Origin of the sequence: Shimia sp. NS0008-38b, from assembly GCF_040370365.1 — a bacterium.
In the GTDB taxonomy this organism is placed as follows: domain Bacteria; phylum Pseudomonadota; class Alphaproteobacteria; order Rhodobacterales; family Rhodobacteraceae; genus Shimia.
In genome coordinates this window covers 151,953-172,012 of record NZ_BAABWQ010000004.1, presented here as the reverse complement: position 1 = coordinate 172,012, position 20,060 = coordinate 151,953, and the positions used below count along the sequence as shown (strand labels likewise).

The 20,060-nt window shown below is 55.4% G+C and carries 17 protein-coding genes and 1 tRNA gene; 8 read left to right on the top strand and 10 right to left on the bottom strand.

Annotated elements, in window-relative coordinates; genetic code table 11:
• Nucleotides 1-53 precede the first annotated feature (53 nt).
• The 3 genes from ABWV47_RS17565 to ABWV47_RS17555 all read left to right on the top strand — a co-directional run bounded on the left by ABWV47_RS17565 (nt 54) and on the right by ABWV47_RS17555 (nt 3,083).
• On the top strand, nt 54-959 hold the full coding sequence (locus ABWV47_RS17565; RefSeq protein WP_353315217.1) for a LysR family transcriptional regulator: 906 nt from the start codon (nt 54-56) through the stop codon (nt 957-959).
• Nucleotides 960-1,234: 275 nt separating this feature from the next.
• Entirely contained in the window at nt 1,235-1,792 is a 558-nt protein-coding gene (locus ABWV47_RS17560; RefSeq protein ID WP_353314245.1) for a Hint domain-containing protein, read from the top strand.
• Nucleotides 1,793-2,042: 250 nt separating this feature from the next.
• Nucleotides 2,043-3,083, top strand: a complete 1,041-nt coding sequence (locus ABWV47_RS17555; RefSeq protein WP_353314243.1) for a Hint domain-containing protein — start codon at nt 2,043-2,045, stop codon at nt 3,081-3,083.
• Nucleotides 3,084-3,280: 197 nt separating this feature from the next.
• Here the strand turns inward: ABWV47_RS17555 and curA are convergent, their stop codons facing one another.
• Nucleotides 3,281-4,321 (bottom strand): NADPH-dependent curcumin/dihydrocurcumin reductase, encoded by a 1,041-nt coding sequence (gene curA / locus ABWV47_RS17550; RefSeq protein WP_353314241.1) that lies wholly within the window; start codon nt 4,319-4,321, stop codon nt 3,281-3,283.
• 183 nt (nt 4,322-4,504) lie between these two features.
• Between curA and ABWV47_RS17545 the strand changes: the two genes are divergently transcribed.
• Nucleotides 4,505-5,296: an inositol monophosphatase family protein gene (locus ABWV47_RS17545; RefSeq protein WP_353314239.1), complete on the top strand. Its 792-nt coding sequence runs from the start codon at nt 4,505-4,507 to the stop codon at nt 5,294-5,296.
• Nucleotides 5,297-5,359: 63 nt separating this feature from the next.
• Here ABWV47_RS17545 and ABWV47_RS17540 read toward each other — a convergent pair whose 3' ends face one another.
• Genes ABWV47_RS17540 through putA form a run of 3 tightly spaced genes read right to left on the bottom strand, consistent with a single transcriptional unit; the run spans nt 5,360 to nt 9,937 of the window.
• Nucleotides 5,360-5,740 carry a GFA family protein gene (locus ABWV47_RS17540; RefSeq protein ID WP_353314237.1) on the bottom strand — a complete coding sequence of 127 codons (381 nt, stop codon included), beginning with the start codon at nt 5,738-5,740 and terminating at the stop codon, nt 5,360-5,362.
• Nucleotides 5,737-6,483, bottom strand: coding sequence for a rhomboid family intramembrane serine protease (locus tag ABWV47_RS17535; protein ID WP_353314235.1), 747 nt, complete (start codon nt 6,481-6,483; stop codon nt 5,737-5,739). Before ABWV47_RS17535 ends, ABWV47_RS17540 begins: the two co-directional genes overlap by 4 nt.
• A gap of 31 nt (nt 6,484-6,514) precedes the next feature.
• Entirely contained in the window at nt 6,515-9,937 is a 3,423-nt protein-coding gene (putA, locus tag ABWV47_RS17530; RefSeq protein WP_502959720.1) for a bifunctional proline dehydrogenase/L-glutamate gamma-semialdehyde dehydrogenase PutA, read from the bottom strand.
• 104 nt (nt 9,938-10,041) lie between these two features.
• On the opposite strand from putA, the gene ABWV47_RS17525 reads away from it, so the two are divergent.
• The 3 genes from ABWV47_RS17525 (at nt 10,042) to ABWV47_RS17515 (ending at nt 11,262) form a co-directional block, all read left to right on the top strand.
• Complete coding sequence (locus ABWV47_RS17525; RefSeq protein WP_353314231.1) at nt 10,042-10,515, top strand: Lrp/AsnC family transcriptional regulator; 474 nt, start codon at nt 10,042-10,044, stop codon at nt 10,513-10,515.
• Between the two features lie 36 nt (nt 10,516-10,551).
• A complete protein-coding gene (locus ABWV47_RS17520) occupies nt 10,552-11,106 on the top strand; it encodes a tetratricopeptide repeat protein (RefSeq protein ID WP_353314229.1) in 555 nt (184 codons plus the stop codon).
• Nucleotides 11,107-11,175: 69 nt separating this feature from the next.
• Nucleotides 11,176-11,262 (top strand) — tRNA-Leu (locus ABWV47_RS17515).
• A 51-nt stretch (nt 11,263-11,313) separates the two neighbouring features.
• Here the strand turns inward: ABWV47_RS17515 and ABWV47_RS17510 are convergent.
• The 5 genes from ABWV47_RS17510 to ABWV47_RS17490 form a co-directional block, all read right to left on the bottom strand.
• Entirely contained in the window at nt 11,314-11,463 is a 150-nt protein-coding gene (locus ABWV47_RS17510; protein ID WP_353314227.1) for a hypothetical protein, read from the bottom strand.
• Between the two features lie 197 nt (nt 11,464-11,660).
• On the bottom strand, nt 11,661-13,376 hold the full coding sequence (gene metG / locus ABWV47_RS17505) for a methionine--tRNA ligase (protein WP_353314225.1): 1,716 nt from the start codon (nt 13,374-13,376) through the stop codon (nt 11,661-11,663).
• Nucleotides 13,377-13,522: 146 nt separating this feature from the next.
• A complete protein-coding gene (locus ABWV47_RS17500) occupies nt 13,523-14,770 on the bottom strand; it encodes an MFS transporter (protein WP_353314224.1) in 1,248 nt (415 codons plus the stop codon).
• Between the two features lie 247 nt (nt 14,771-15,017).
• Complete coding sequence (locus tag ABWV47_RS17495; protein WP_353314223.1) at nt 15,018-15,554, bottom strand: GNAT family N-acetyltransferase; 537 nt, start codon at nt 15,552-15,554, stop codon at nt 15,018-15,020.
• A 112-nt stretch (nt 15,555-15,666) separates the two neighbouring features.
• Entirely contained in the window at nt 15,667-16,566 is a 900-nt protein-coding gene (locus tag ABWV47_RS17490; RefSeq protein ID WP_353314221.1) for a LysR substrate-binding domain-containing protein, read from the bottom strand.
• A 110-nt stretch (nt 16,567-16,676) separates the two neighbouring features.
• Between ABWV47_RS17490 and katG the strand changes: the two genes are divergently transcribed.
• Nucleotides 16,677-18,860: a catalase/peroxidase HPI gene (katG, locus tag ABWV47_RS17485; RefSeq protein ID WP_353314219.1), complete on the top strand. Its 2,184-nt coding sequence runs from the start codon at nt 16,677-16,679 to the stop codon at nt 18,858-18,860.
• A 223-nt stretch (nt 18,861-19,083) separates the two neighbouring features.
• Here the strand turns inward: katG and ABWV47_RS17480 are convergent, their stop codons facing one another.
• Nucleotides 19,084-20,001, bottom strand: coding sequence for a LysR family transcriptional regulator (locus ABWV47_RS17480; protein ID WP_353314217.1), 918 nt, complete (start codon nt 19,999-20,001; stop codon nt 19,084-19,086).
• Between the last annotated feature and the right edge of the window lie 59 nt (nt 20,002-20,060).

Sequence of the window (20,060 nt, the reverse complement as noted above, 5' to 3'; positions counted from 1 at the left end):
TCATCTTTACGCAAATTCATAATACTCAAGAAAGTCATGAGCCGAACATGAAGATGCACATTGAATTCCGCCACCTGCGCACGGTTCGCGCAATCCATGAATTTGGTGGATTGGCGCGTGCTGCGGAACAGCTCAACATTACGCAGTCGGCTTTGTCGCACCAAATCAAGGGTTTGGAGGATCAGGCCGGTATCGAGTTGTTTGTGCGTCGGTCCAAACCGATGAAACTTTCTGCTGCTGGTTTGCGTCTGCTGCGCTTGGCCAACCAAGTGTTGCCGGAGGTCGAAAAACTCGAAGCTGAGTTTGATGGTCTGCGCGATGGCAGCTCAGGGCGCCTGCATATCGCCATCGAATGCCACGCCTGTTTTGAGTGGCTCTTCCCCGTGTTGGAACAATTCCGCAAAAATTGGCCTGATGTGGACGTGGACATTCGTCCCGGTCTCGCCTTTGACGCCATGCCTGCTCTCCAAAAAGAAGAGGTGGATTTGGTGGTCAGCTCTGACCCTGAAAACCTGCAAGGGGTGTCGTTCAGCCATCTGTTTGACTACGCGCCCGTTTTTGTGGCGTCTTCTCAGCATCCTTTGGCGCAAAAGGACTTCGTCGAGGCAGAAGACTTCCGGGGTGAAACCCTGATCACATACCCGGTGGAACGCTCGCGTCTGGATGTGTTTTCTCAGTTGCTGACTCCGGCCAAAGTGGTTCCCGCAGCAGTACGGCAAGCGGAACTGACGGCTGTGATTCTTCTGCTGGTGGCTTCAAACCGGGGGGTATCGGTTTTGCCAGATTGGGTGGTGCGCGAGGTGAAATACTCCTCTGATTATGTCACCCGGCCGCTCACGGAAACCGGGCTCACCCGTGCACTGTTTGCGGCGACCCGATCTGATGATTTGGACAAACCTTACATGAAAGATTTGATACAAATGGCCGGAAAAGAAGCGCGGCGTCTGCAACAGGCGTAATGCTTATTTAAGTCCCTTTCTTGAAAACTTGGCATCTGAAAATCGGGTGTCAGAAGGCCCAATCCACTCTGTAGCGATAAGGACTGGGCCTTTGTGACTTGCGCATTCGTGCGGAGTCACATGGTTTCTGAAACGACCATGCCAACCACTTTTTATGCCCGGTTTCACGGGCCATACGACACTATCGACTGTGCTCATGTCGATTGTAGCAACGGCCCCGAAAATCTTGGCCGCAGCACGCGCGCACGCTTTCCTCAAGTCTGGGAGGCGGCCTCATGTTTGTAGCGGGCACTTTGGTCACCACCGCTGATGGCGACCGTCTCGTCGAAGATCTTGTGGCAGGGGATATGGTCCTGACCATGGATCACGGCTTTCAGACTCTGCGTTGGGTTGGCCATCGCCTCGTAAAATCCTACGGATTGCTTGCGCCAGTGCGGATAGCGCCGGGAACCATGGGCAATGAGCAAGCCTTGTTTGTGTCTCCGCAGCACCGCATGCTTGTGTCCGGTTGGCGTGTCGAGATCAACTTTGGCGATGAGGACGTTCTGGCGCCAGCACACAGCCTCATGGATGGTGACATGGTTGTGCAGGTGCCCGGAGGCGGAGTGACCTATCTGCATCTGGTGTTTGATCAGCATGAGGTTGTCTATGGCGCGGGTATCCCGAGCGAGAGTTTCATGCCCAGAGCACAGGGGCTGTCGTCTATGGAGCAGGCCGTGCAAACAGAGATACACGCGCTCTTTCCAGAGCTGCTGAGTGACGGGTTTGAGACCTACGGCCACGACGTTCAGCCCGCCACGCGTGCCAAAGAGGCCCGTGTGTTGATACACTGATCGCCGGTTCAAACGGGCGCAGGCGACAACATTCAAATCCGCGGTGACTCTCGTGACCACTGTTCTTTTGAGAGGGCCGTGGTTGCTTCGCATTAAGTGTAATGTGAGACTTTTCTGATATTTCTCCCCCTACCAAATTGCGGCGCTACGGCCCATTTGGTGTGTAACGAGTGTTAGTTTAGGGGGTGGGGCATCACCCGACGTGCGGATTGGTCAAATGTGACAGCTGCATGTTGCGTAAGCCTCATAGATGCAAATGCCAACAACGTTTAATGCCATTTCGCTGGGCCAATTGGCCGATATCGATACGACCGAAGGTAACACGCGCGCTGAAAACGCATCTGCGCTTGTGGGCCAGACATTTGGCGGGCCCGGTGATGCTTTGGTGGATGACTTTGTTGAAGTCTCCTCCTTTGGCAATGTTGGTTCGTTCTATGACATGGACAACAGCCCCAACGACCGTTTCACAGTGGACGGTGGCAGCCCCCAGACCTTTGACGCCACATCCGTCTATAGTGCCACGATCACCTATTTGGATGGCACGACTGCCACCATATCTGCGGTGGTCTTTCAGGATACTAACGGCAATACATACCTCGCACCGGAGTTGTCCTCCAATGGAGATCAGGCCGCGCTTGAAGCAGGTCCAATCCAATCGTTGTCTTTGGACAGTTTGATTGGCAACCGTTTCTCGGGCATGTCATCCAACCGCGAGGAGTGGGATTTTGTCCCCTGTTTTGTGGCAGGCACGCGTATCATCACGCAAGGTGGCGAAACCGCTGTAGAAGACCTCAAACCCGGCGACCTGATCCTGACCATGGACCATGGCTTTCAGCCGCTGCGTTGGAGTGGCACACGGACAGTGCGTGCCAAAGGCGCTTTGGCACCGGTCCGATTTGAGGTGGGCGCATTGGGCAACGAGGTGCCGCTGATGGTGTCGCCGCAGCATCGCATGATGGTGCGCGGCTGGCGTGTCGAAATGCACTATGGCGAGGCCGAAGCCCTTGTCCCTGCGCTTAGCTTGGTGGACGGGGACTTGGTGCGCCAAATCTCGGGCGGCGAAGTGATCTATGTACACCTGCTGTTTGATCGCCACGAAATTATTTATGGCGGCGGCATCCCGAGCGAGAGCTTCTTGCCCGGGTCACAAGCGCTTTGCAGCATGACCGACGCCGTGCAGGCAGAGATTTTTGAACTGTTCCCGGAACTGCAAAGTCGCGGCCTGCATGGTTATGGCGAGGAGGCGCGCCCGTCACTGAGAGTCCAAGAGGCACGTATGTTGGCAGGTTAAGACATCGGGCAACGTGCGCTGCGTTTGCTTTTTCGGTGGCGGGTTTTTGCAAAAACACCACCTCCGCGAAACAGTCGCGATACAGACGCAATACCGATGTGACCGAAACCACAGAATTTGGGCGTTAACCCTCGTACGCCCAAGTCCAGACCGCCGCACATTCCCCCAGTTTGTGCGGCGGTCTAACTCTGACGATCTCAGATCAATTTGACCAGTTGCTTGCCGGTGTTCCCGCCTCTTAAAAGCGAGCGGAACGCCGCTGGGGCATTCTCCAACCCTTCGGCGATGTCCTCTGCATAAGCGATCTGTCCTGCGGCCAGTTTTGGTCCTACGTCGCGCAAAAAATCACCATATCGGTCATAGTGGTTGGATATGATAAAGCCGTTCACGGACAACTGGTTAACCAGAATTGTGCGCCACAGACGTGGACCGGTCAGACTGTCCATCGCCGCATCTGCGCCAAGCCCGCCTGCGTTGTACCATGCGATCATCCCGCAAAGCGGTACACGCCCACCTTGATTGATCAGCGGAAGCACAGCATCGAGCACCTTGCCGCCCACGTTTTCGAAATAGACATCAATGCCATCTGGGCACTGCTCCGCCACCGCTTTGCGCAATGCACTTGCCGTATCAAAGGCGCGGTGATCAATGCAGGCATCAAACCCGTAAATATCTGTCGCAATTCGACATTTCTCAGCACCTCCGGCGATCCCGACTGTGCGCAAACCTTTGGTTTTGGCGATCTGGCCCACCATCGAACCAACCGGCCCAGTGGCGGCGCCAACCACCAGTGTTTCACCCGCTTTGGGTTTGCCGAGTTCGGTCAAGCCATACCAGCCGGTGAACCCGGGCATGCCCATCACCCCCAATGCCGTGGTTATAGGTGCAACGCTCGGGTCAAGCTTTTGTATTTCATGACCTTTTGCCTTGCCATGTGTGGCCCACCCAAACATACCCAGCGCAAAATCTCCTGGCGCGAACTGGTCGTGGTTTGAGGCAATCACTTCGCCAACCGCACCACCTCCCATGGTTTCACCAATCTGCACGGCTGCAGAATAGGATTTGGCGTCGTCCATGCGCCCGCGCATATAGGGATCAAGCGACATATAGTGGGTCCGCACCAGGACTTCGCCATCCCCTATTTCAGGCAAATCGGTTGTTTCCAAACGAAAATTCTCGTCCTGTGGTTCTCCTGTTGGTCGGCTAGCCAGCACCATTCGTTGCATTTGTTCGGTCATTTCGGACATCCTCCAAAGCTCTGCCAATAGCTTGATGTGTCGTCCTGTCGGTGACAAGGTCATGCGGAATTTGGACGCTTTTTCTGACGTGGCGTTTTTCTGCAAATGGCCGGTCGGTATAAGGCCTTGGCAAAATGGGTTTTCAGGCGTATACGCGCGCTCTGTGTTAAAAGGAGCCGTGCCATGCCGGGCAGCGCAAATCTGAACATCATGATGAAGGCCGCCCGCAAAGCGGGACGGTCGCTGGTAAAAGACTTCCGCGAAGTCGAAAACCTGCAGGTGTCGACAAAGGGAGCAGGCGATTTTGTAAGCCGCGCCGACATCGCCGCCGAAGAAATCCTGAAAGAAGAATTGCTTGGCGCACGCCCAACTTACGGATGGCTGGCTGAGGAAGGTGGCGAGATTGAGGGCAAGGACCCCACCCGCCGCTGGATCGTTGACCCCCTGGACGGGACCACCAACTTCTTGCATGGCTTGCCACATTGGGCGATTTCTATCGCGTTGGAGCACAAAGGCGAAATTGTTGCCGGTGTGGTCTTTGATGCCGCCAAAGAAGAAATGTTCTATGCAGAAAAGGGCTCAGGCGCTTGGTTGAATGACAGTCAGCGTTTGCGTGTGTCAGGTCGTCATCGCATGATCGAGTCGATCTTTGCGACAGGCCTGCCATTTGCCGGTCGCGCCGACTTGCCACAGACATTGCAAGACCTCGCGCGTTTGCTGCCTGCGACGGCAGGTGTGCGCCGGTTTGGGGCTGCATCGCTCGATCTGACCTATGTGGCGGCTGGCCGCTATGAAGGCTTTTGGGAGCGCAACTTGCAGCCATGGGACATCGCCGCCGGTCTACTGATCGCAAAAGAGGCGGGTGCTTTGGTGGAGCCTTTGACCCCAGGCGGGGACATGCTTGAAGATGGTGAGGTGCTTGTCGCCAACGAACCGATCTTTTCAACCTTCGCGAAAGTCATCCGCAACGGCTAACGCACTTCGATTTAAGGTCGGTTTTGCGAAACTGTGAAAAATATTGAACCTGGCCCAATTGGGTCAGGTTTTTTTGTCTGCAGTCTCATCAAGGGCATAACTGACGCCATCTACCCACTGAAACGGGGCAAAATCGCTCGGGTTTACGTTTTCCAAAGCGCCAATGTTCACACCATACACGTCAGGATTGGATCGGCGACGATGATGGGTGTAAATCCCGCAATTGCGGCAAAAGTAATGTTTCGCAGTTCCCGTGCCCCATGTGTAAAGGGTCAGACATTCATGGCCCTTCACAATTGTCAAATCGTCCAGCGCCACATCAACATTTGGCGCAGCGCGACGGCGGCAAAAGGAGCAATCACATAGGCGCGCTTCGCTTGGATCCTGAGCGAGCTCTACGCTTAGCTCAACGGCACCGCAGTGACATGTTAGCTTATGTATCATCGTCGTCTCCGAACACGTGGAACTGAGCTTTGTGTCAGCCGGTATTTGGTTTCGGGGTGGGGGGGATGACCATGTGTCGTTTTCCAATATCGCGGTCCCCCGCGCTTCAACCAAATGGGAAGCGCCAATACCGTGCCAATGACAAACCCGCCGGCATGCGCCCAATGCGCCACGCCACCGGCCTCAGGGTCAGAAGCAACACCGTTGAACAGTTGAAGACCAAACCAAAGTCCCAACATTACCCAAGCAGGCACTGTGAAGATGCGAAAAATTATGATCAGAATCAAAAGGATATCAACGCGTGCTTTTGGGAAAAGCAGCAGGTAGCCCCCCATAACCCCGGCTATGGCTCCTGAAGCGCCCACCATGGGGATCAAGCTGTCAGGATCAGCGGCGATCTGTGCAAAATCTGCTCCAAGGCCGGAGAGCAGGTAGAACAAAAGAAATCCAAGATGCCCCATTTCGTCTTCGAGGTTGTCGCCAAAAATCCACAAAAAAAGCATGTTGCCCAGCAAGTGCATCCACCCGCCATGCAAAAACATCGACGTGACCAACCCGTGCAGACGCCGTCCTTCCATGACTTCTCCTGGCAGCAGGGCCCAGTCGTGAAAGAACAGCGTTAGCCGGTAGTCGTCGCTCATAATCGGTTGATAACTCAGAAAAACAATGAAGTTCAGAATGATCAAAGTGTAGACGACGTAAGGCGTTCGGCCTGATGGATTGTGATCTCGAATTGGAAACATAAGGTCAAGCTGGGGCGATTTGCTTGTGAGGTCAACCACCCCCACTCAAAAGTGCTGCATTGCCACCTGCTGCTGTTGTATCGACGCAAATATGGCGCTCGCCTAACACGCGCGCAGCATCCGGCAGCCCCGTGATCAGCGGTAAAATAGCACCCGCTCGCGCGGCAAGTGCGTGTTCGTATTGACGTCCGATTGTGACGTCGCCCCACCAAATCACCCCGGAAAAGCCTTCCAGAGTGGTAAGGGCCTCCGCTGCGAGAGCGCCAGATACAACAACCGCTTTCCCACCTAAGGATTCGATTATCGCGGCTTGTTGTTGCGCAACGTCTGCGCCGGGACCAAGGCAAAGCAGTGCGGACTTGATGAATGTGCCAAGCTGATTTGACTCACCGGTGGGGCCGGGGAGCGATTGTGGCATGGGCGGTGATTTATATTGAGCATTTGTTTGCTCTAGCTGAGTCTGGACATGTGTCTCAGATACCGATGTGGTCCATGCACCGCATGTCTGCGGCTCAGCTTTGGCAAATCGCGTCAAGTAGTGGGGTCCGCCTGCTTTAGGGCCGGTGCCGGAAAGCCCCTCCCCGCCAAAGGGTTGGGAACCGACGATGGCCCCAATCTGGTTGCGGTTGACGTAAATGTTGCCAGCCTTGATGCGATCAGACACATGCTGAACCCGGTCATCAATGCGGGTTTGGAGGCCAAATGTCAGCCCATAGCCTGTTGCATTGATTGCATCAATTACGTCGTCCAATTCATGTGACTTGAATGTGGCCACATGCAGAACCGGGCCGAAGATCTCTTCTTTGAGATCAGCAATGCCTTGGACCTTTATCAGCGTTGGAGCAACGAAAGTCCCCGTTTGCGGCGTAGACATTTGGAAAATCACATTTCCCTCTGCCTGAGCCTTTGCGATATGCGCTGCGATGCCTTTTTGTGCCGTGCGGTCGATGACGGGCCCGCTGTCGGTGGCCAAATTCCATGGGTCCCCCAGCGAAAGCTCTTTCATCGCTCCGGTCAACATTGTGAGCAGGTTTTCGGCGATGTCTTCTTGTACATAAAGGCACCGAAGGGCCGAACACCGTTGTCCCGCGGACTGGAACGCGCTTTCTACAATGGCTGTGACAGCTTGTTCCGGCAAGGCGGTGGAGTCGACAATCATTGCGTTTAACCCACCAGTTTCTGCGATCAATGTCGCCCCCGGTGCAAGATGCTCCGCCATTGAGGAACGAATGCGCTTTGCTGTCGCCGTGGAGCCTGTGAAGGCAACACCATCCACTCGTGCATCCGAGGTAAGTGCTGCGCCAACTGTGGCACCGCCGCCGGGCAAGAATTGCAACGCAGCACGTGGGACGCCGGCCTCGTGCAGAAGCTCAATTGCTCGGTAGGCAATCAAAGGTGTTTGATCAGCAGGCTTTGCCAAAACCGCATTGCCTGCGGCCAACGCCGCAGCGATTTGTCCCGTGAAAATGGCCAAAGGGAAATTCCAAGGCGAAATACACGTGAAGCATCCTGCGGCATCGGTCGAAGGCGCATTGGCTCCATAGTATCGCAGAAAATCGACTGCTTCTCGCAGTTCAGCTACGGCATCTAAGGGGGTCTTACCGGCTTCTCGCGCCAAAAGAGCGAACAGCTCCCCAAAATTTGCCTCATAAAGGTCTGCAGCTTTGGAGAGAACATCTCCACGGGCTGCTGGGCTGGCCGTCCAAGGTGATGCGCCACTTAACGCCACTTTGATATCTGCCCGGCTTGCACTTGCGACCGTACCAGGGCTGTCTGAGGGGAGAAATGGGTTTTCGACGTCCACGGGCGTTACCGGTTCGGCAAGCCCAGTCAGGAGGGGGGTAGCATGCCATTTTGCGGAGCGAAAAGGCGCGCGCGCTGACTCGATAGCCCGCAGGGTCGGCGCGTCTGTGAGGTCAAACCCTTTGGAGTTGATCCGTTCTGGTTTGAACAGATCGGGCCCGCGGGTGAGTTTGTGCTGTGAACTGTCCAGCGCCGCAAACGGATCGCTGGCGACTTCTTCGGCGGGCACGTTTTCGTCAACGACCTGATTTACAAAAGAGCTGTTTGCGCCGTTTTCCAAGAGTCTGCGAACGAGATAGGCCAAAAGATCCTGATGCGCCCCAACGGGTGCGTAGATCCGACATTTTGTGCCTTCAGCCTGCATAACCAGATCGTGCAAAGCTTCACCCATTCCGTGCAAACGTTGGAATTCGAACGCAGATTTGTCCTCAGCCATATGCAAGATCGCGGCGACGGTATGAGCGTTATGGGTCGCAAATTGCGCGTAAATTCGGTCCGTCATCCGCAAAAGTTTGCGGGCGTTGGCAATATACGAAATGTCGGTGGCGGCCTTGTTTGTGAAAACTGGAAAGCCATCAATGCCTTCGACTTGAGCGCGTTTGATTTCTGTGTCCCAATACGCTCCTTTGACGAGTCGGACCATGATTTTACGGTCATGTGTTTCAGCCAACTGGTACAGGTGGTCCAGTGTGGCCCCGGCACGTTTGCCATATGCCTGCACCACCACGCCGAACCCATTCCATCCAGCCAAAGCAGGCTCTGCTAGAACTGCCTCGATGACATCGATGGAAAGGGCAAGCCTGTCAGCTTCTTCTGCATCAATGTTCAACCCCATGCCTGCCGATTTGGCGAGCAGCGCAAGTGAGCGTAGGCGGGGCACCAATTCTTCCATGACGCGTTCGGATTGCGCAATCTCATAGCGTGGGTGCAGCGCAGAGAGTTTTACCGAGATACCTGGGTTGACGCGAACGTCTTCGTGCGTACAGGCCGTTGCAATCGCTGTGATCGCCCGTGAATAGGCGAGGTGAAACCGCATGGCGTCGGCGTCTGTTTTGGCCGCTTCACCGAGCATATCATAGGAATAGGTATATCCTGTTGCCTCCATAGCTTTGGCACGGTGCATAGCGGCTGCAATATCTTCGCCCAACACAAACTGACGGCCCATTTCTTTCATGGCGCGACCAACTGCGGTTCGAATGACGGGTTCTCCAAGGCGTTTCACGGCACCTCGCAGCGTACCGATCAACCCCTCCTCACCGTCTTCCATAACCTTTCCTGTCAGCATGAGAGCCCAGGTGGATGCGTTCACAAGAGAGGACGTGGACTGCCCCAGATGCTTGCCCCAATTGGAGGAAGCGACCTTGTCCTCGATCAAGGCGTCGATGGTGTCTGCATCTGGTACCCGCAGCAATGCCTCGGCCAAGCACATCAGCGCGATGCCTTCATCGGTGGACAGGCCGTATTCGGCGAGAAAGACCTCCATCATACCGGGCTTGGCTTCTGTGCGCACCATGGTCACAAGCGCAGCGCCGCTGGACCAAATCTCTGCACGATCTGTGGGCGAGAGCTCAGACTGGCGCACCAGTTCAGATACAAGGGTCATTTCGTCGGTATAGGTCTGGGTGTCTATCAATACGCGCGGGTTGGTCATCTGTGCCTCCTGTCTTTTGCGCATTGTACAGTGGTTATGGAAGGTAAAATGACTTAGTTTGTTGTCTGTGGAAGTCATTGTGGATCAAAAACAGGGGATATGATGTGCAAAAAGATCAGTCAGGCTTAGATGCATTTGACCGTGCGATTCTTGAAGTTCTTGCGCGCGATGGGCGGGTTTCCATGACTGACCTTGCGCGTGAGATTGGTTTGTCCAAAAGCCCCACGCAGGCGCGGTTAAGGCGCTTGGAAGAGGAGGGGATCATTTTGGGGTATAGAGCGCTGCTAGATCCGATCCGTTTAGGCATAAACCACGTCGCATTTGTTGAAGTAAAGCTGTCTGAAACCAGAGAAAAAGCGTTGCGTGCGTTTAATGCTGCTGTTGCGCAGGTGCCCGAGATCGAACAAGCCCATATGATTGCGAGCCATTTTGATTACCTGTTGAAAGTGCGCACCGTTAGCATGTCTGCCTATCGGCATGTGCTTGGGGAAAAGATCTCAGCGCTGCCATTTGTAGCAAGTACGTCGACCTATGTTGCAATGGAGGCCGTAAAGGAGACGGGTCTCGCAGAGATGTGATTTTGCCGGTTCCCCGATCTGTGCCATTTTTTGAGCATGCGTAGCTTGATTGGATTTTTGTTGAGTGCAGGGGCAGGGTTCGCCTCTGATTGTCCGGCTGCACCGGATCACTCCGAAGCCCTGACAGTGCTATTTGAAGAAATCTTGATTGCACCACATCCTGCCGCCGCACAGGCGATTTCGGATGACATGTGGGCCTTTTGGGTGGATGCACCTGACGACACGGCTCAAGAAATTCTAGATCGAGGAATGCGCAAACGATCCAGCTGGGATTTACTGGGTGCACGCGAAGACTTTGATGCTTTGGTGGGGTATTGCCCGCACTATGCGGAAGGCTACAATCAGCGGGCGTTTGTGAACTTTTTGAACCAGAACTATGATGCCGCGCTCCCTGATCTTGAGAAGGCGCTTGAGCTGTCTCCACGTCATGTGGGAGCGCATTCTGGCAAGGCGCTTACACTCATTGGCTTGGGCAGAGAAGCCGAAGCGCAGGACGCATTGGCGGCGGCGTTGGAGCTTAATCCGTGGTTGCCGGAGCGCAGCCTATACAAACCCGCAGCAACAAAAGAGATGCCGGGCGAAAAGCTTTAGACTTCGCCACTTTACACCAGTCGCGGAATAGCTATTGTCGCGCCGCTGACTCTGGTCAGCAAATTGGTTGCCCGCGTGGTGGAATGGTAGACACAGGAGACTTAAAATCTCTAGGCCGTATAGGCCGTGCCGGTTCGAATCCGGCCGCGGGTACCAATTTGATTACAAGAGATAAATTCGAACACTGAACCGCAGAACACGCGCGCTTTAGTTTTCCTTGCGCATTGTGATCAGAGCCACAAAGAAACAAAGAATAGCGGCCACGATCGCACTCAGTCCAAGCAACATAATCGACGAAGTGATAACCGCTGGAACGAAGTCAATGAGGTTCCAGAAAACGTTTAGAATGGCTTCCATTGGGATCTCTCCGTGAGCTGAATGAGCAAATGAATGTATGTTTTATACATCATTGTTGCGCACACGATGCCATATGTCGAGGATCCAAACGTTGACATGGATCACATGATCCATTGGTATCTACTAACGGTCGTAAAAAGCAAAAGACGCACCGGTGAGGTGCGCCTTGCTAAGTGAGGTCAAAAAAGGTGTTGGGTCTACTCGCCGCGTTTGCCTGCGAAAGACTCCTGCCATTCTTCCCGTTCGTCGTCAGAGATTTTGCGGAAGGTGACATCTGGCACAGTGAAGGCGTGACCAGGCTTAAGTGCCTCAAGCGCAGTGGAGACATCTGTGGGCCACTCGTCGTGGTCAGTGTGCATCGCCGTCATCAAAGATTCAGTGGCATCAGGGATGAACGGAGCTGAAATTACAGCATAAATTCGGATGAGGTTCAGCGCCAGGCGGATCTGCGCTGCGGCCTGTTCGGGGTCCTCCTTAAAGGTGGACCACGGTGCGGCTGTTTGCAAATACTCGTTGCCAGCCACCCAAATTGCGCGCAACTCTTGCGCTGACTTGCGCACTTCCATGTCGGTCATGTGGCGCTCATAGGCGCGCAGGCGCGTGGTCAGCTCGTTAACCAATGCGGCCTCTGTTTCACCAAATTCACCACCGGCTGGCACTTCTTCCCCGAATTTGGCACGACAGAACTTGGTCACGCGGCTTACAAAATTTCCAAGCACGTCCGCGAGATCTTTGTTCACGGACAGTTGGAAATTTTCCCAGGTGAATTCGCTATCAGAGCTTTCAGGCGCATGTGACAAGAGCCACCAACGCCAGTAGTCGGATGGCAATATTTCAAGCGCCTGATCCATGAAAACACCACGGCCGCGCGATGTAGAAAATTGACCGCCATCATAGTTCAAGTAGTTGAAAGATTTGATGTAATCGACGGCCTTCCATGGCTCTTCTGAGCCGAGAATCGTGGCTGGAAATGAGAGCGTATGGAACGGCACGTTGTCTTTGCCCATGAACTGCGTGTAGGTCACATCCTCGGCGCCTTTGTCCGTGCGCCACCAGCGTTCCCAATCGTCTCCTTTGCCGGCTTCCGCCCACTCTTGGGCGCAGGCGATGTACTCAATTGGGGCGTCAAACCAGACGTAGAAGACCTTGCCTTCCATGCCAGGCCAATCTTCGCCACCTTTCTTAACGGGCACGCCCCAGTCCAGATCACGGGTGATGCCCCGGTCTTGCAGACCGTCACCGTCGTTCAGCCATTTGTTGGCGATCGAGGTGGTCAACACGGGCCAATCTTTCTTGCTGTCGATCCACGCCTGCAGTTTTTCACGCATTTGGGACTGACACAGGAAGAGGTGTTTGGTCTCGCGTTCCTCTAGATCGGTGGAGCCTGAGATGGTGGAGTAGGGGTTTATCAGATCGGTTGGATCAAGCTGCTTTGTGCAGTTGTCGCACTGATCGCCACGTGCACTCTCAAAACCGCAATTGGGGCAAGTGCCCTCAATATATCTGTCGGGCAAAAAGCGGCCGTCTGCGTTGGAATAAACCATCTTTTCAGTGACTTCACGGATCAAACCCATGTCAGAAAGACGGCCTGCAAAGTGCTGTGTCAGTGCGTGATTTTGCGGGCTTGAGGAGCGGCCGTAGTGGTCAAAACTCAGACGGAACCCATCGGCGATTTTGGCCTGAACCTCGTGCATTTCTGTACAGTAGTCCGCGACGTCTTTGCCTGCTTTGGCAGCGGCCAGTTCGGCGGGTGTGCCGTGTTCATCGGTGGCGCAAAGGAAGAGCACTTCGTGACCGCGCGCGCGCATGTAGCGGGCGAACAGATCGGCGGGCAGCTGGCTGCCGACGAGATTGCCGAGGTGTTTGATGCCGTTGATATACGGCAGGGCCGAGGTGATCAGATGGCGCGCCATGTGGGTGTCCCTTAACTGTTTGATCCCCAATTAGCCCAAAGCCACCGCCAGTGCCACAGGGTAAATTAACCCGAATTTCGCACGTCAGTATTGCGTCGGTATTGCGGTTGTATCGCGTTGGTGTCGTTTCGCGCCGTTTTTCTGCGTTAACCTTCTGTCGTGTCGGTCCGCTTGGGTGCCTCGCGCTGTCGTTTTGTGAGCCGCCCGACGGTGAAAGAGGTGCGTGGTGCATAGACGTAGCGGGTGCGGTCCTCGACTGTTGGACGTGCCAACATTCGGGTGAGGCCAAAGACGATCAACAGTGCGTGGCCCACCGCAATCATTATGAAGAGCGCGGAAGGCCCAAAGCGCTCGATCAAACCAGAAGCAAACAGCGGCGTGCCGATGGCGCCGACGGCAAAGAAGAACATCAAGGCGGCGGAGAGTTCCACACGTTCTTCTGAGGTCGCAAAGTCGTTGGCGTGGGCGGCAGAGACCGAATAGATCGGGAATGAGGTGAAGCCGAAAAACCCAGCATTGAGCATCACCATTGTGGTGGTGCCGCCGCCAAAGACAACGGTTGTGGCACAGCTGAGCACAGCGGCCGCCGAGAGCCAGATGAGCACCCAGCGACGGTCAAATTTATCTGCCAACCATCCGACAGGATACTGCGCAAGCGCGCCACCAAGCACAAAGGCGGCAAGGAACCATGCGATTTGGTTGATCTGAAGGCCAACTTCGGTGCCATAGACAGGGCCGACCATTCGGAAGGAGGCTGAACTGAGGGCGGCCACGATCACACCGGCCACCGCCAGAGGGGAGCGCGCATATGCAAGTTTGGGGCGCAATCGCGGTGCATCGGGCGTTTTGGGCTGAGGGGAGGTGGTGAGCGTGATGGGCAGCAAGGCCGCGCAACAGATCAGCGCCAGAAGATTATAAGACACGTAGGAGGCGGGTTCCAAAACGCTGATCACCAGTTGGGCGCCAAGTGAAGCCACCATGTCGACCACACGGTAGGTGCCCATCGCGCGGCCACGGGTTTCGTTGGTGACCTTGGATTGCAGCCAAGCCTCGACCACAGTGAAACAGCCGGCCACGCAGAGGCCGGAGGCGATCCGCATCACCGCCCATGCATAAGCATCCACAAAGATGAAGTGTCCCAACAGTCCGATTGCGCCCATGGCGGTGAAGGTGGCAAAGGCGCGGGAGTGACCCACGCTGCCCATCAGGCGCGGGGACCACCAGCAGCCAATAAAAAAGCCTAGGAAATGTGCCGAGCCCAAAAGGCCGATCTGTTCCGTCGAAAAGCCCAACGCAATGCCAGAGAGCGCATCCAGCGGCCCGACGCCACCCGAGCTGAGTTGCAGCAGGATGACAGAAAGGAACAGGGCCGAGAACGTGAGGATCATGCGCATGAGGGCAGAATGGCGCAATGTTGTGGGAATGCTAGGGCAAAGTGAATGTCTTGGGCACAAATTTCGGTTTGGAAATGAGTTGCCGAGTGATTGCTCTGAGTATGTGGAAGTTGCTTGGGCGGCGACGGGTGAGGGTGGTTGTCGCGGAGAAAGCTGCCGCTTGCATTGCAGACGGGACGCGTTTCGCAGCGCTAAGGGGTCGAAGCGGTCAGGGCGTTGTGAGCATGGGGCGTGCGGGGCAACGCGACTATCGGTCCTCATACATTGAGGAATTGCGATGCGCTCCCGAATTTTGAATTGCGAAAATGACCTGCTCTGCCCCAAATCTCTGAAGTCGTTTTAACTCCACCATTTTGAGGTGTTCCAGCAGCTGACATGATGCGTGGTTCGCACTTTGTGTTTCAGCAATAATGCGGTCCAACCTTGGACCGGAAAGGGAGTGCTTAATGACGCAGGCTGCGGCCTCTCGCGCAAATCCACGGCCCCACCACTTTGGGTGAAACTGATAGGACATTTCATAGTCCTCTCCATCTTTGTGAGGGCTTAGCTCAATCAGTCCCACCTGCTTTCGCTTCTGTCGGGTTTGTACGATCCAAACACCAACGTCTGTGGGAAGGCTCAAATAGGACCGAAAGCGTGCAAACCGTTGTGTCCAAGGCACTGGGCCTCCAAGAAATCGCCTGACATCCTCGTTCCCAACCAAGCGCCAGAAGAATAAAAAATCTCGTGCCGAAACGGGGCGCAGAATGAGTCTTGGGGTCTCAAGGGTTTGCGAAATAAGCATACCGTAGAGGTTATCAGAGACGCGCTGATCTCAAAAGGCTGGGCATTGGCGCGGGTCGCGGCATAGGGCACATCTGGGCTCAAAGCGGCCATTGGCGAAAATGCAGAATGGTCTAGTTCCGTCGCGCCGCCGCGCTTGATTGCACCGCGTAGCCGATTTTCTCAAGTTGCGGACCCAACGGGCTGCTTTTGCGCCAAATCATGCCGATGTCGCGGGTGGGTTCGCGGCCTTTGAACTGATCTACGGACACGCCTGCGGTTGGGGTCTCCACGGGCACGGCCATTTCAGGGATCAGTGTCACACCCAAACCAGCGCCAACCATTTGCACCAATGTTGACAGTGAAGAGCCGTCCAGCCCTTCGTGTGTGCGGGCCGTTGGCAGTCCACAGAACGACAGCGCCTGGTCGCGGAAGCAATGGCCTTCCTCCAGCAGAAGCAGGCGCTCGCGCTCTAGATTTTCTGGTCTTGGGACAGGGTGGTCGGCCTCAGATTGAGGACGCACCAGAACGAAGCGCTCGGAAAACAACGGGCGCTCAACAAAGGTTGGCTCTGACACCGGCAAAGCGACGATGGCGGTGTCGATGCGGCCTTGGCGGAGCTCTTCGATCAAGGTGGCAGTCATCGTCTCGCGCACGTGCAGCACCAGATCGGGAAAGTCGTTTTGCAGACGGCGCAAAAGATTGGGCAAGAGGTAGGGCGCAATTGTGGGGATCACACCCAGCCGCAAACGCCCGGCAAGGCCGGTTTGGGACATACGCGCCATTTCGCCGATTTCCTCGACGCCACGCAGAACGTCCCGCACCCGACTGGCCATGTCCTCACCAAAGGCGGTCAGACGGATTTGGCGCGCGTTGCGCTCAAAAAGGGGCACGCCAAGATCTTCTTCCAACTCTTTGATTTGCACAGATAAGGCTGGTTGAGAGATGGCACAGGCGTCGGCGGCGCGGCCGAAGTGGCGATGTTGGGCGAGGGCTTCGAAGTACCGAAGTTGGCGGAGCGTGAGATTTGTCATAGGTTTTAGTTATCGAAGTGATTGGAAAATGCAACTTCGGATAATCGATGTCTCGTGTTTAGAATGGTTCCAGAGATTCGAATGACCCATCTTTTTGACAGGAGGAAACCATGGACGGTGACATGAAAACGGGCGGCTGCCCGGTGATGCACGGCGCAGTGACGCAACAGGCTCGCGGCAATCGAGATTGGTGGCCAAACCAACTTAACTTGCGGATTCTGCATCAAAATTCTGCAAAGTCCGATCCGATGGGGGCCACGTTCGACTATGCAGAGGCCTTTGGGAAAATTGACTATCAAGGGCTGAAAGACGACCTTTATGCGTTGATGACGGACAGCCAGGAATGGTGGCCCGCGGACTATGGGCACTACGGCGGTTTGTTTATTCGCATGGCGTGGCACTCTGCCGGGACCTATCGTACGGCAGATGGCCGTGGCGGTGGTGGTACCGGTCAGCAAAGGTTTGCGCCGCTGAACTCTTGGCCAGACAATGGGAACCTCGATAAGGCGCGCCGCCTCTTGTGGCCGATCAAGCAAAAATACGGAAATTCAATTAGTTGGGCGGATTTATTCATTCTGGCAGGCAATGCGGCAATTGAAAGCATGGGCGGCAAAACCTTTGGGTTTGCCGGTGGCCGCGCGGATGTCTGGGAGCCCGAAGAAGATGTCTATTGGGGGGCTGAGGCCGAGTGGTTGGCCGATTCCAAGACCGAGAACTCCCGCTATTCCGGTGAACGTGACCTGGAGAACCCATTGGCTGCGGTACAGATGGGTCTGATTTATGTGAACCCAGAAGGGCCGGACGGAGAGCCAGACGTATTGGCCTCGGGGCGGGATATCCGCGAGACCTTTGCGCGGATGGCGATGAATGATGAAGAGACCGTTGCGTTGGTGGCCGGTGGCCACACCTTTGGGAAAGCGCATGGGGCGGGTGATCCTGATCTGGTGGGTCCGGAACCGGAGGCCGCGCCGATTGAGGCAATGGGCTTTGGTTGGATCAACGCACTTGGCAGCGGCAAAGGTGGAGATACCACGACATCTGGTATCGAAGGCGCTTGGACGGCCAATCCAATCCAGTGGGACAACGGCTACTTCGATTTGCTGTTTGGCTATGAATGGAACCTGACCAAGAGCCCGGCGGGGGCTTGGATTTGGGAGCCTGTAGGTGTCACAGAAGAAGACATGGCCCCGGCTGCCCATGATCCGAGCCAAAAGGTGAAGACCATGATGACCACTGCCGACATGGCGATGCGTCTTGATCCGGTTTATGGCGCGATCTCCAAGCGGTTCCATGAGAACCCTGAAGACTTTGCCGATGCCTTTGCACGGGCTTGGTTCAAACTCACGCACCGAGATATGGGCCCTCGGGCGCGCTATCTGGGAGAAGAGGTGCCAAGCGAAGAGTTGATCTGGCAAGATCCGATCCCAGCATCTGAAACGGATCTGTCTGAGGATGATGTGGCCGCCTTGAAAGCGGCGGTGATGGGCGCAGGTCTGTCGGTCAGCGATTTGGTGAAGACCGCTTGGGCGTCGGCCAGCACATTCCGGGGCAGCGACATGCGCGGCGGCGCCAACGGGGCCCGTGTTTCCCTTGCTCCGATGAAAGACTGGGAGGTCAATGAACCGGCTGAGCTTTCGCGTGTGCTGAGCGTGCTTGAAGGCGTGCGATCCGCGTTTGGCAAGCCGGTGAGCTTGGCTGATCTCATTGTGATTGGCGGCGCTGCGGCCGTGGAGAAGGCGGCGCTGGACGCAGGTCATGACGTCTCTGTGCCGGTGACGTTGGGCCGAGGTGATGCCACCCAAGATCAAACCGATGTGGAAAGCGTTGGCATGCTAGAGCCGCACGCTGATGGCTTCCGCAACTACCAGAAGGCGCAATACACCGTGTCACCGGAAGAGCTCTTGGTGGACAAAGCCCAGCTACTGACTCTGACCGCGCCAGAGATGACGGCGTTGGTCGGCGGCTTGCGGGTGCTGGGCGCCAACCAAGGCGGCAGTGCACATGGCGTGTTCACGGATCGTGTGGGTCAGCTGAGCAATGACTTCTTCGTCAATGTGCTGGACATGGCGACCACGTGGTCTGAGACCGGTGACGGTGTGTATGAGGGCAAAGACCGGGCCAGCGGGGCAACCAAATGGACCGCAACCCGCGTGGATTTGGTGTTTGGCTCCAACTCACAGCTGCGGGCGTTGTCCGAAGTCTATGGTCAGAGCGATGGCGCGGCCAAGCTGGTAGGCGATTTTGTCGCCGCATGGTGCAAGGTTATGGACGCAGATCGGTTTGATTTGGCCTGATCTTGAGGCAAAGAGTGAAGAAGGCGCGGCTTTGGTCGCGCCTTTTTTGTTGGGGTGTTGGCTTCTGACAGGGCAACGCAAAAGGAAACGGGCGTTGGATTGATCGGATACAACGACGGTCAAACGCCGCATGCAGCCGGGTTGGCAGTTTCTGAGTTTTTAGAATTCAAAATCAATATTTTATGCGCATGTGTCGCCATGAGGGGCGTACCAAGTCGACCGGCTAAATGTTGCGGGTTGTTTCCAGAATGACATGTTCGGCGAGCGGCGATAGCTCCCGGTCCGATCGCGCGACAACAAAGAAGGGTGAGACGCGAACGTCTTCGACAACGTCCAGTCGTACGACATTCATGTCCAGCGCAGAGACCGTCAATAGCTCCACAACTTCTTGAGATTGGGGCGCAACAGCGGTGGATTGTTCTAGAAGGGCCAAGGCGACAAGCAAGGAAGACGTGTTGGTGATTTGAGTCGGCATCATAACACGGTTGGTTAGAAACGCTGCTTCCACAGCGGCGCGGATAGGTGTGCCGTGATCTTGAATGATCCAATCGAATGTATTCAATTCTCTCAGACGGATCGCTTTTCGTTTGGCCATGGGGTGATCTCTATAGACCAACATTGACACCACTTCACTGCGGGCCGGGTAGATGCGATAGCTTTGCCTGTTGTAATCTTGTGCGGGTCTTCCGACAACGAAGTCGAATATGCCTTCGTCGAGCCCGCGCATCAACGAAGCGGATGGGGCGACTTCGATGGTAAACTCCACCTCAGGTCTCTGTTCGCGCATTGCTCGAACCACTGGAACCACAAGACCTACAGCAGGGCCGGTCACTGTGCCTATCCTCACGGAGCCAGCTCGACCGCTTGAGATTTGTGCGACATCCATTTCGAGATTGTCGAAAGCTCGAATGATCTGACGCGCATGGCGCACGACCGCTTCGCCAATTGGCGTTGGCACCATACCTTTGGCATGGCGGGTAAACAGAGTCGCGCCAACCACCTTTTCGATCTCGGCCAACATTCGGGAAGCCGCAGGCTGAGACAGCGCAATTTCATCCGCGGCGGTTTGCAGTTTGCCCGTCAAGGCAACCTGCAAAACAAGACGAAGATGAATGTTTTTGAGACGACGGGTAAGATCCATAGTCCAATCACATATCACTTTTGGTATGATATACGCCAATAATTAAATTTTATTGCTAT

Excerpts from the sequence above, each read along its gene's own strand:
- ABWV47_RS17565 (WP_353315217.1), top strand. The coding sequence starts at position 54 with ATGCACATTGAATTCCGCCACCTGCGCACGGTTCGCGCAATCCATGAA.
- ABWV47_RS17560 (WP_353314245.1), top strand. The coding sequence starts at position 1,235 with ATGTTTGTAGCGGGCACTTTGGTCACCACCGCTGATGGCGACCGTCTC.
- ABWV47_RS17555 (WP_353314243.1), top strand. The coding sequence starts at position 2,043 with ATGCAAATGCCAACAACGTTTAATGCCATTTCGCTGGGCCAATTGGCC.
- curA (WP_353314241.1), bottom strand. The coding sequence starts at position 4,321 with ATGACCGAACAAATGCAACGAATGGTGCTGGCTAGCCGACCAACAGGA.
- ABWV47_RS17545 (WP_353314239.1), top strand. The coding sequence starts at position 4,505 with ATGCCGGGCAGCGCAAATCTGAACATCATGATGAAGGCCGCCCGCAAA.
- ABWV47_RS17540 (WP_353314237.1), bottom strand. The coding sequence starts at position 5,740 with ATGATACATAAGCTAACATGTCACTGCGGTGCCGTTGAGCTAAGCGTA.
- ABWV47_RS17535 (WP_353314235.1), bottom strand. The coding sequence starts at position 6,483 with ATGTTTCCAATTCGAGATCACAATCCATCAGGCCGAACGCCTTACGTC.
- putA (WP_502959720.1), bottom strand. The coding sequence starts at position 9,937 with ATGACCAACCCGCGCGTATTGATAGACACCCAGACCTATACCGACGAA.
- ABWV47_RS17520 (WP_353314229.1), top strand. The coding sequence starts at position 10,552 with ATGCGTAGCTTGATTGGATTTTTGTTGAGTGCAGGGGCAGGGTTCGCC.
- ABWV47_RS17510 (WP_353314227.1), bottom strand. The coding sequence starts at position 11,463 with ATGGAAGCCATTCTAAACGTTTTCTGGAACCTCATTGACTTCGTTCCA.
- metG (WP_353314225.1), bottom strand. The coding sequence starts at position 13,376 with ATGGCGCGCCATCTGATCACCTCGGCCCTGCCGTATATCAACGGCATC.
- ABWV47_RS17500 (WP_353314224.1), bottom strand. The coding sequence starts at position 14,770 with ATGCGCATGATCCTCACGTTCTCGGCCCTGTTCCTTTCTGTCATCCTG.
- ABWV47_RS17495 (WP_353314223.1), bottom strand. The coding sequence starts at position 15,554 with ATGCTTATTTCGCAAACCCTTGAGACCCCAAGACTCATTCTGCGCCCC.
- ABWV47_RS17490 (WP_353314221.1), bottom strand. The coding sequence starts at position 16,566 with ATGACAAATCTCACGCTCCGCCAACTTCGGTACTTCGAAGCCCTCGCC.
- katG (WP_353314219.1), top strand. The coding sequence starts at position 16,677 with ATGGACGGTGACATGAAAACGGGCGGCTGCCCGGTGATGCACGGCGCA.
- ABWV47_RS17480 (WP_353314217.1), bottom strand. The coding sequence starts at position 20,001 with ATGGATCTTACCCGTCGTCTCAAAAACATTCATCTTCGTCTTGTTTTG.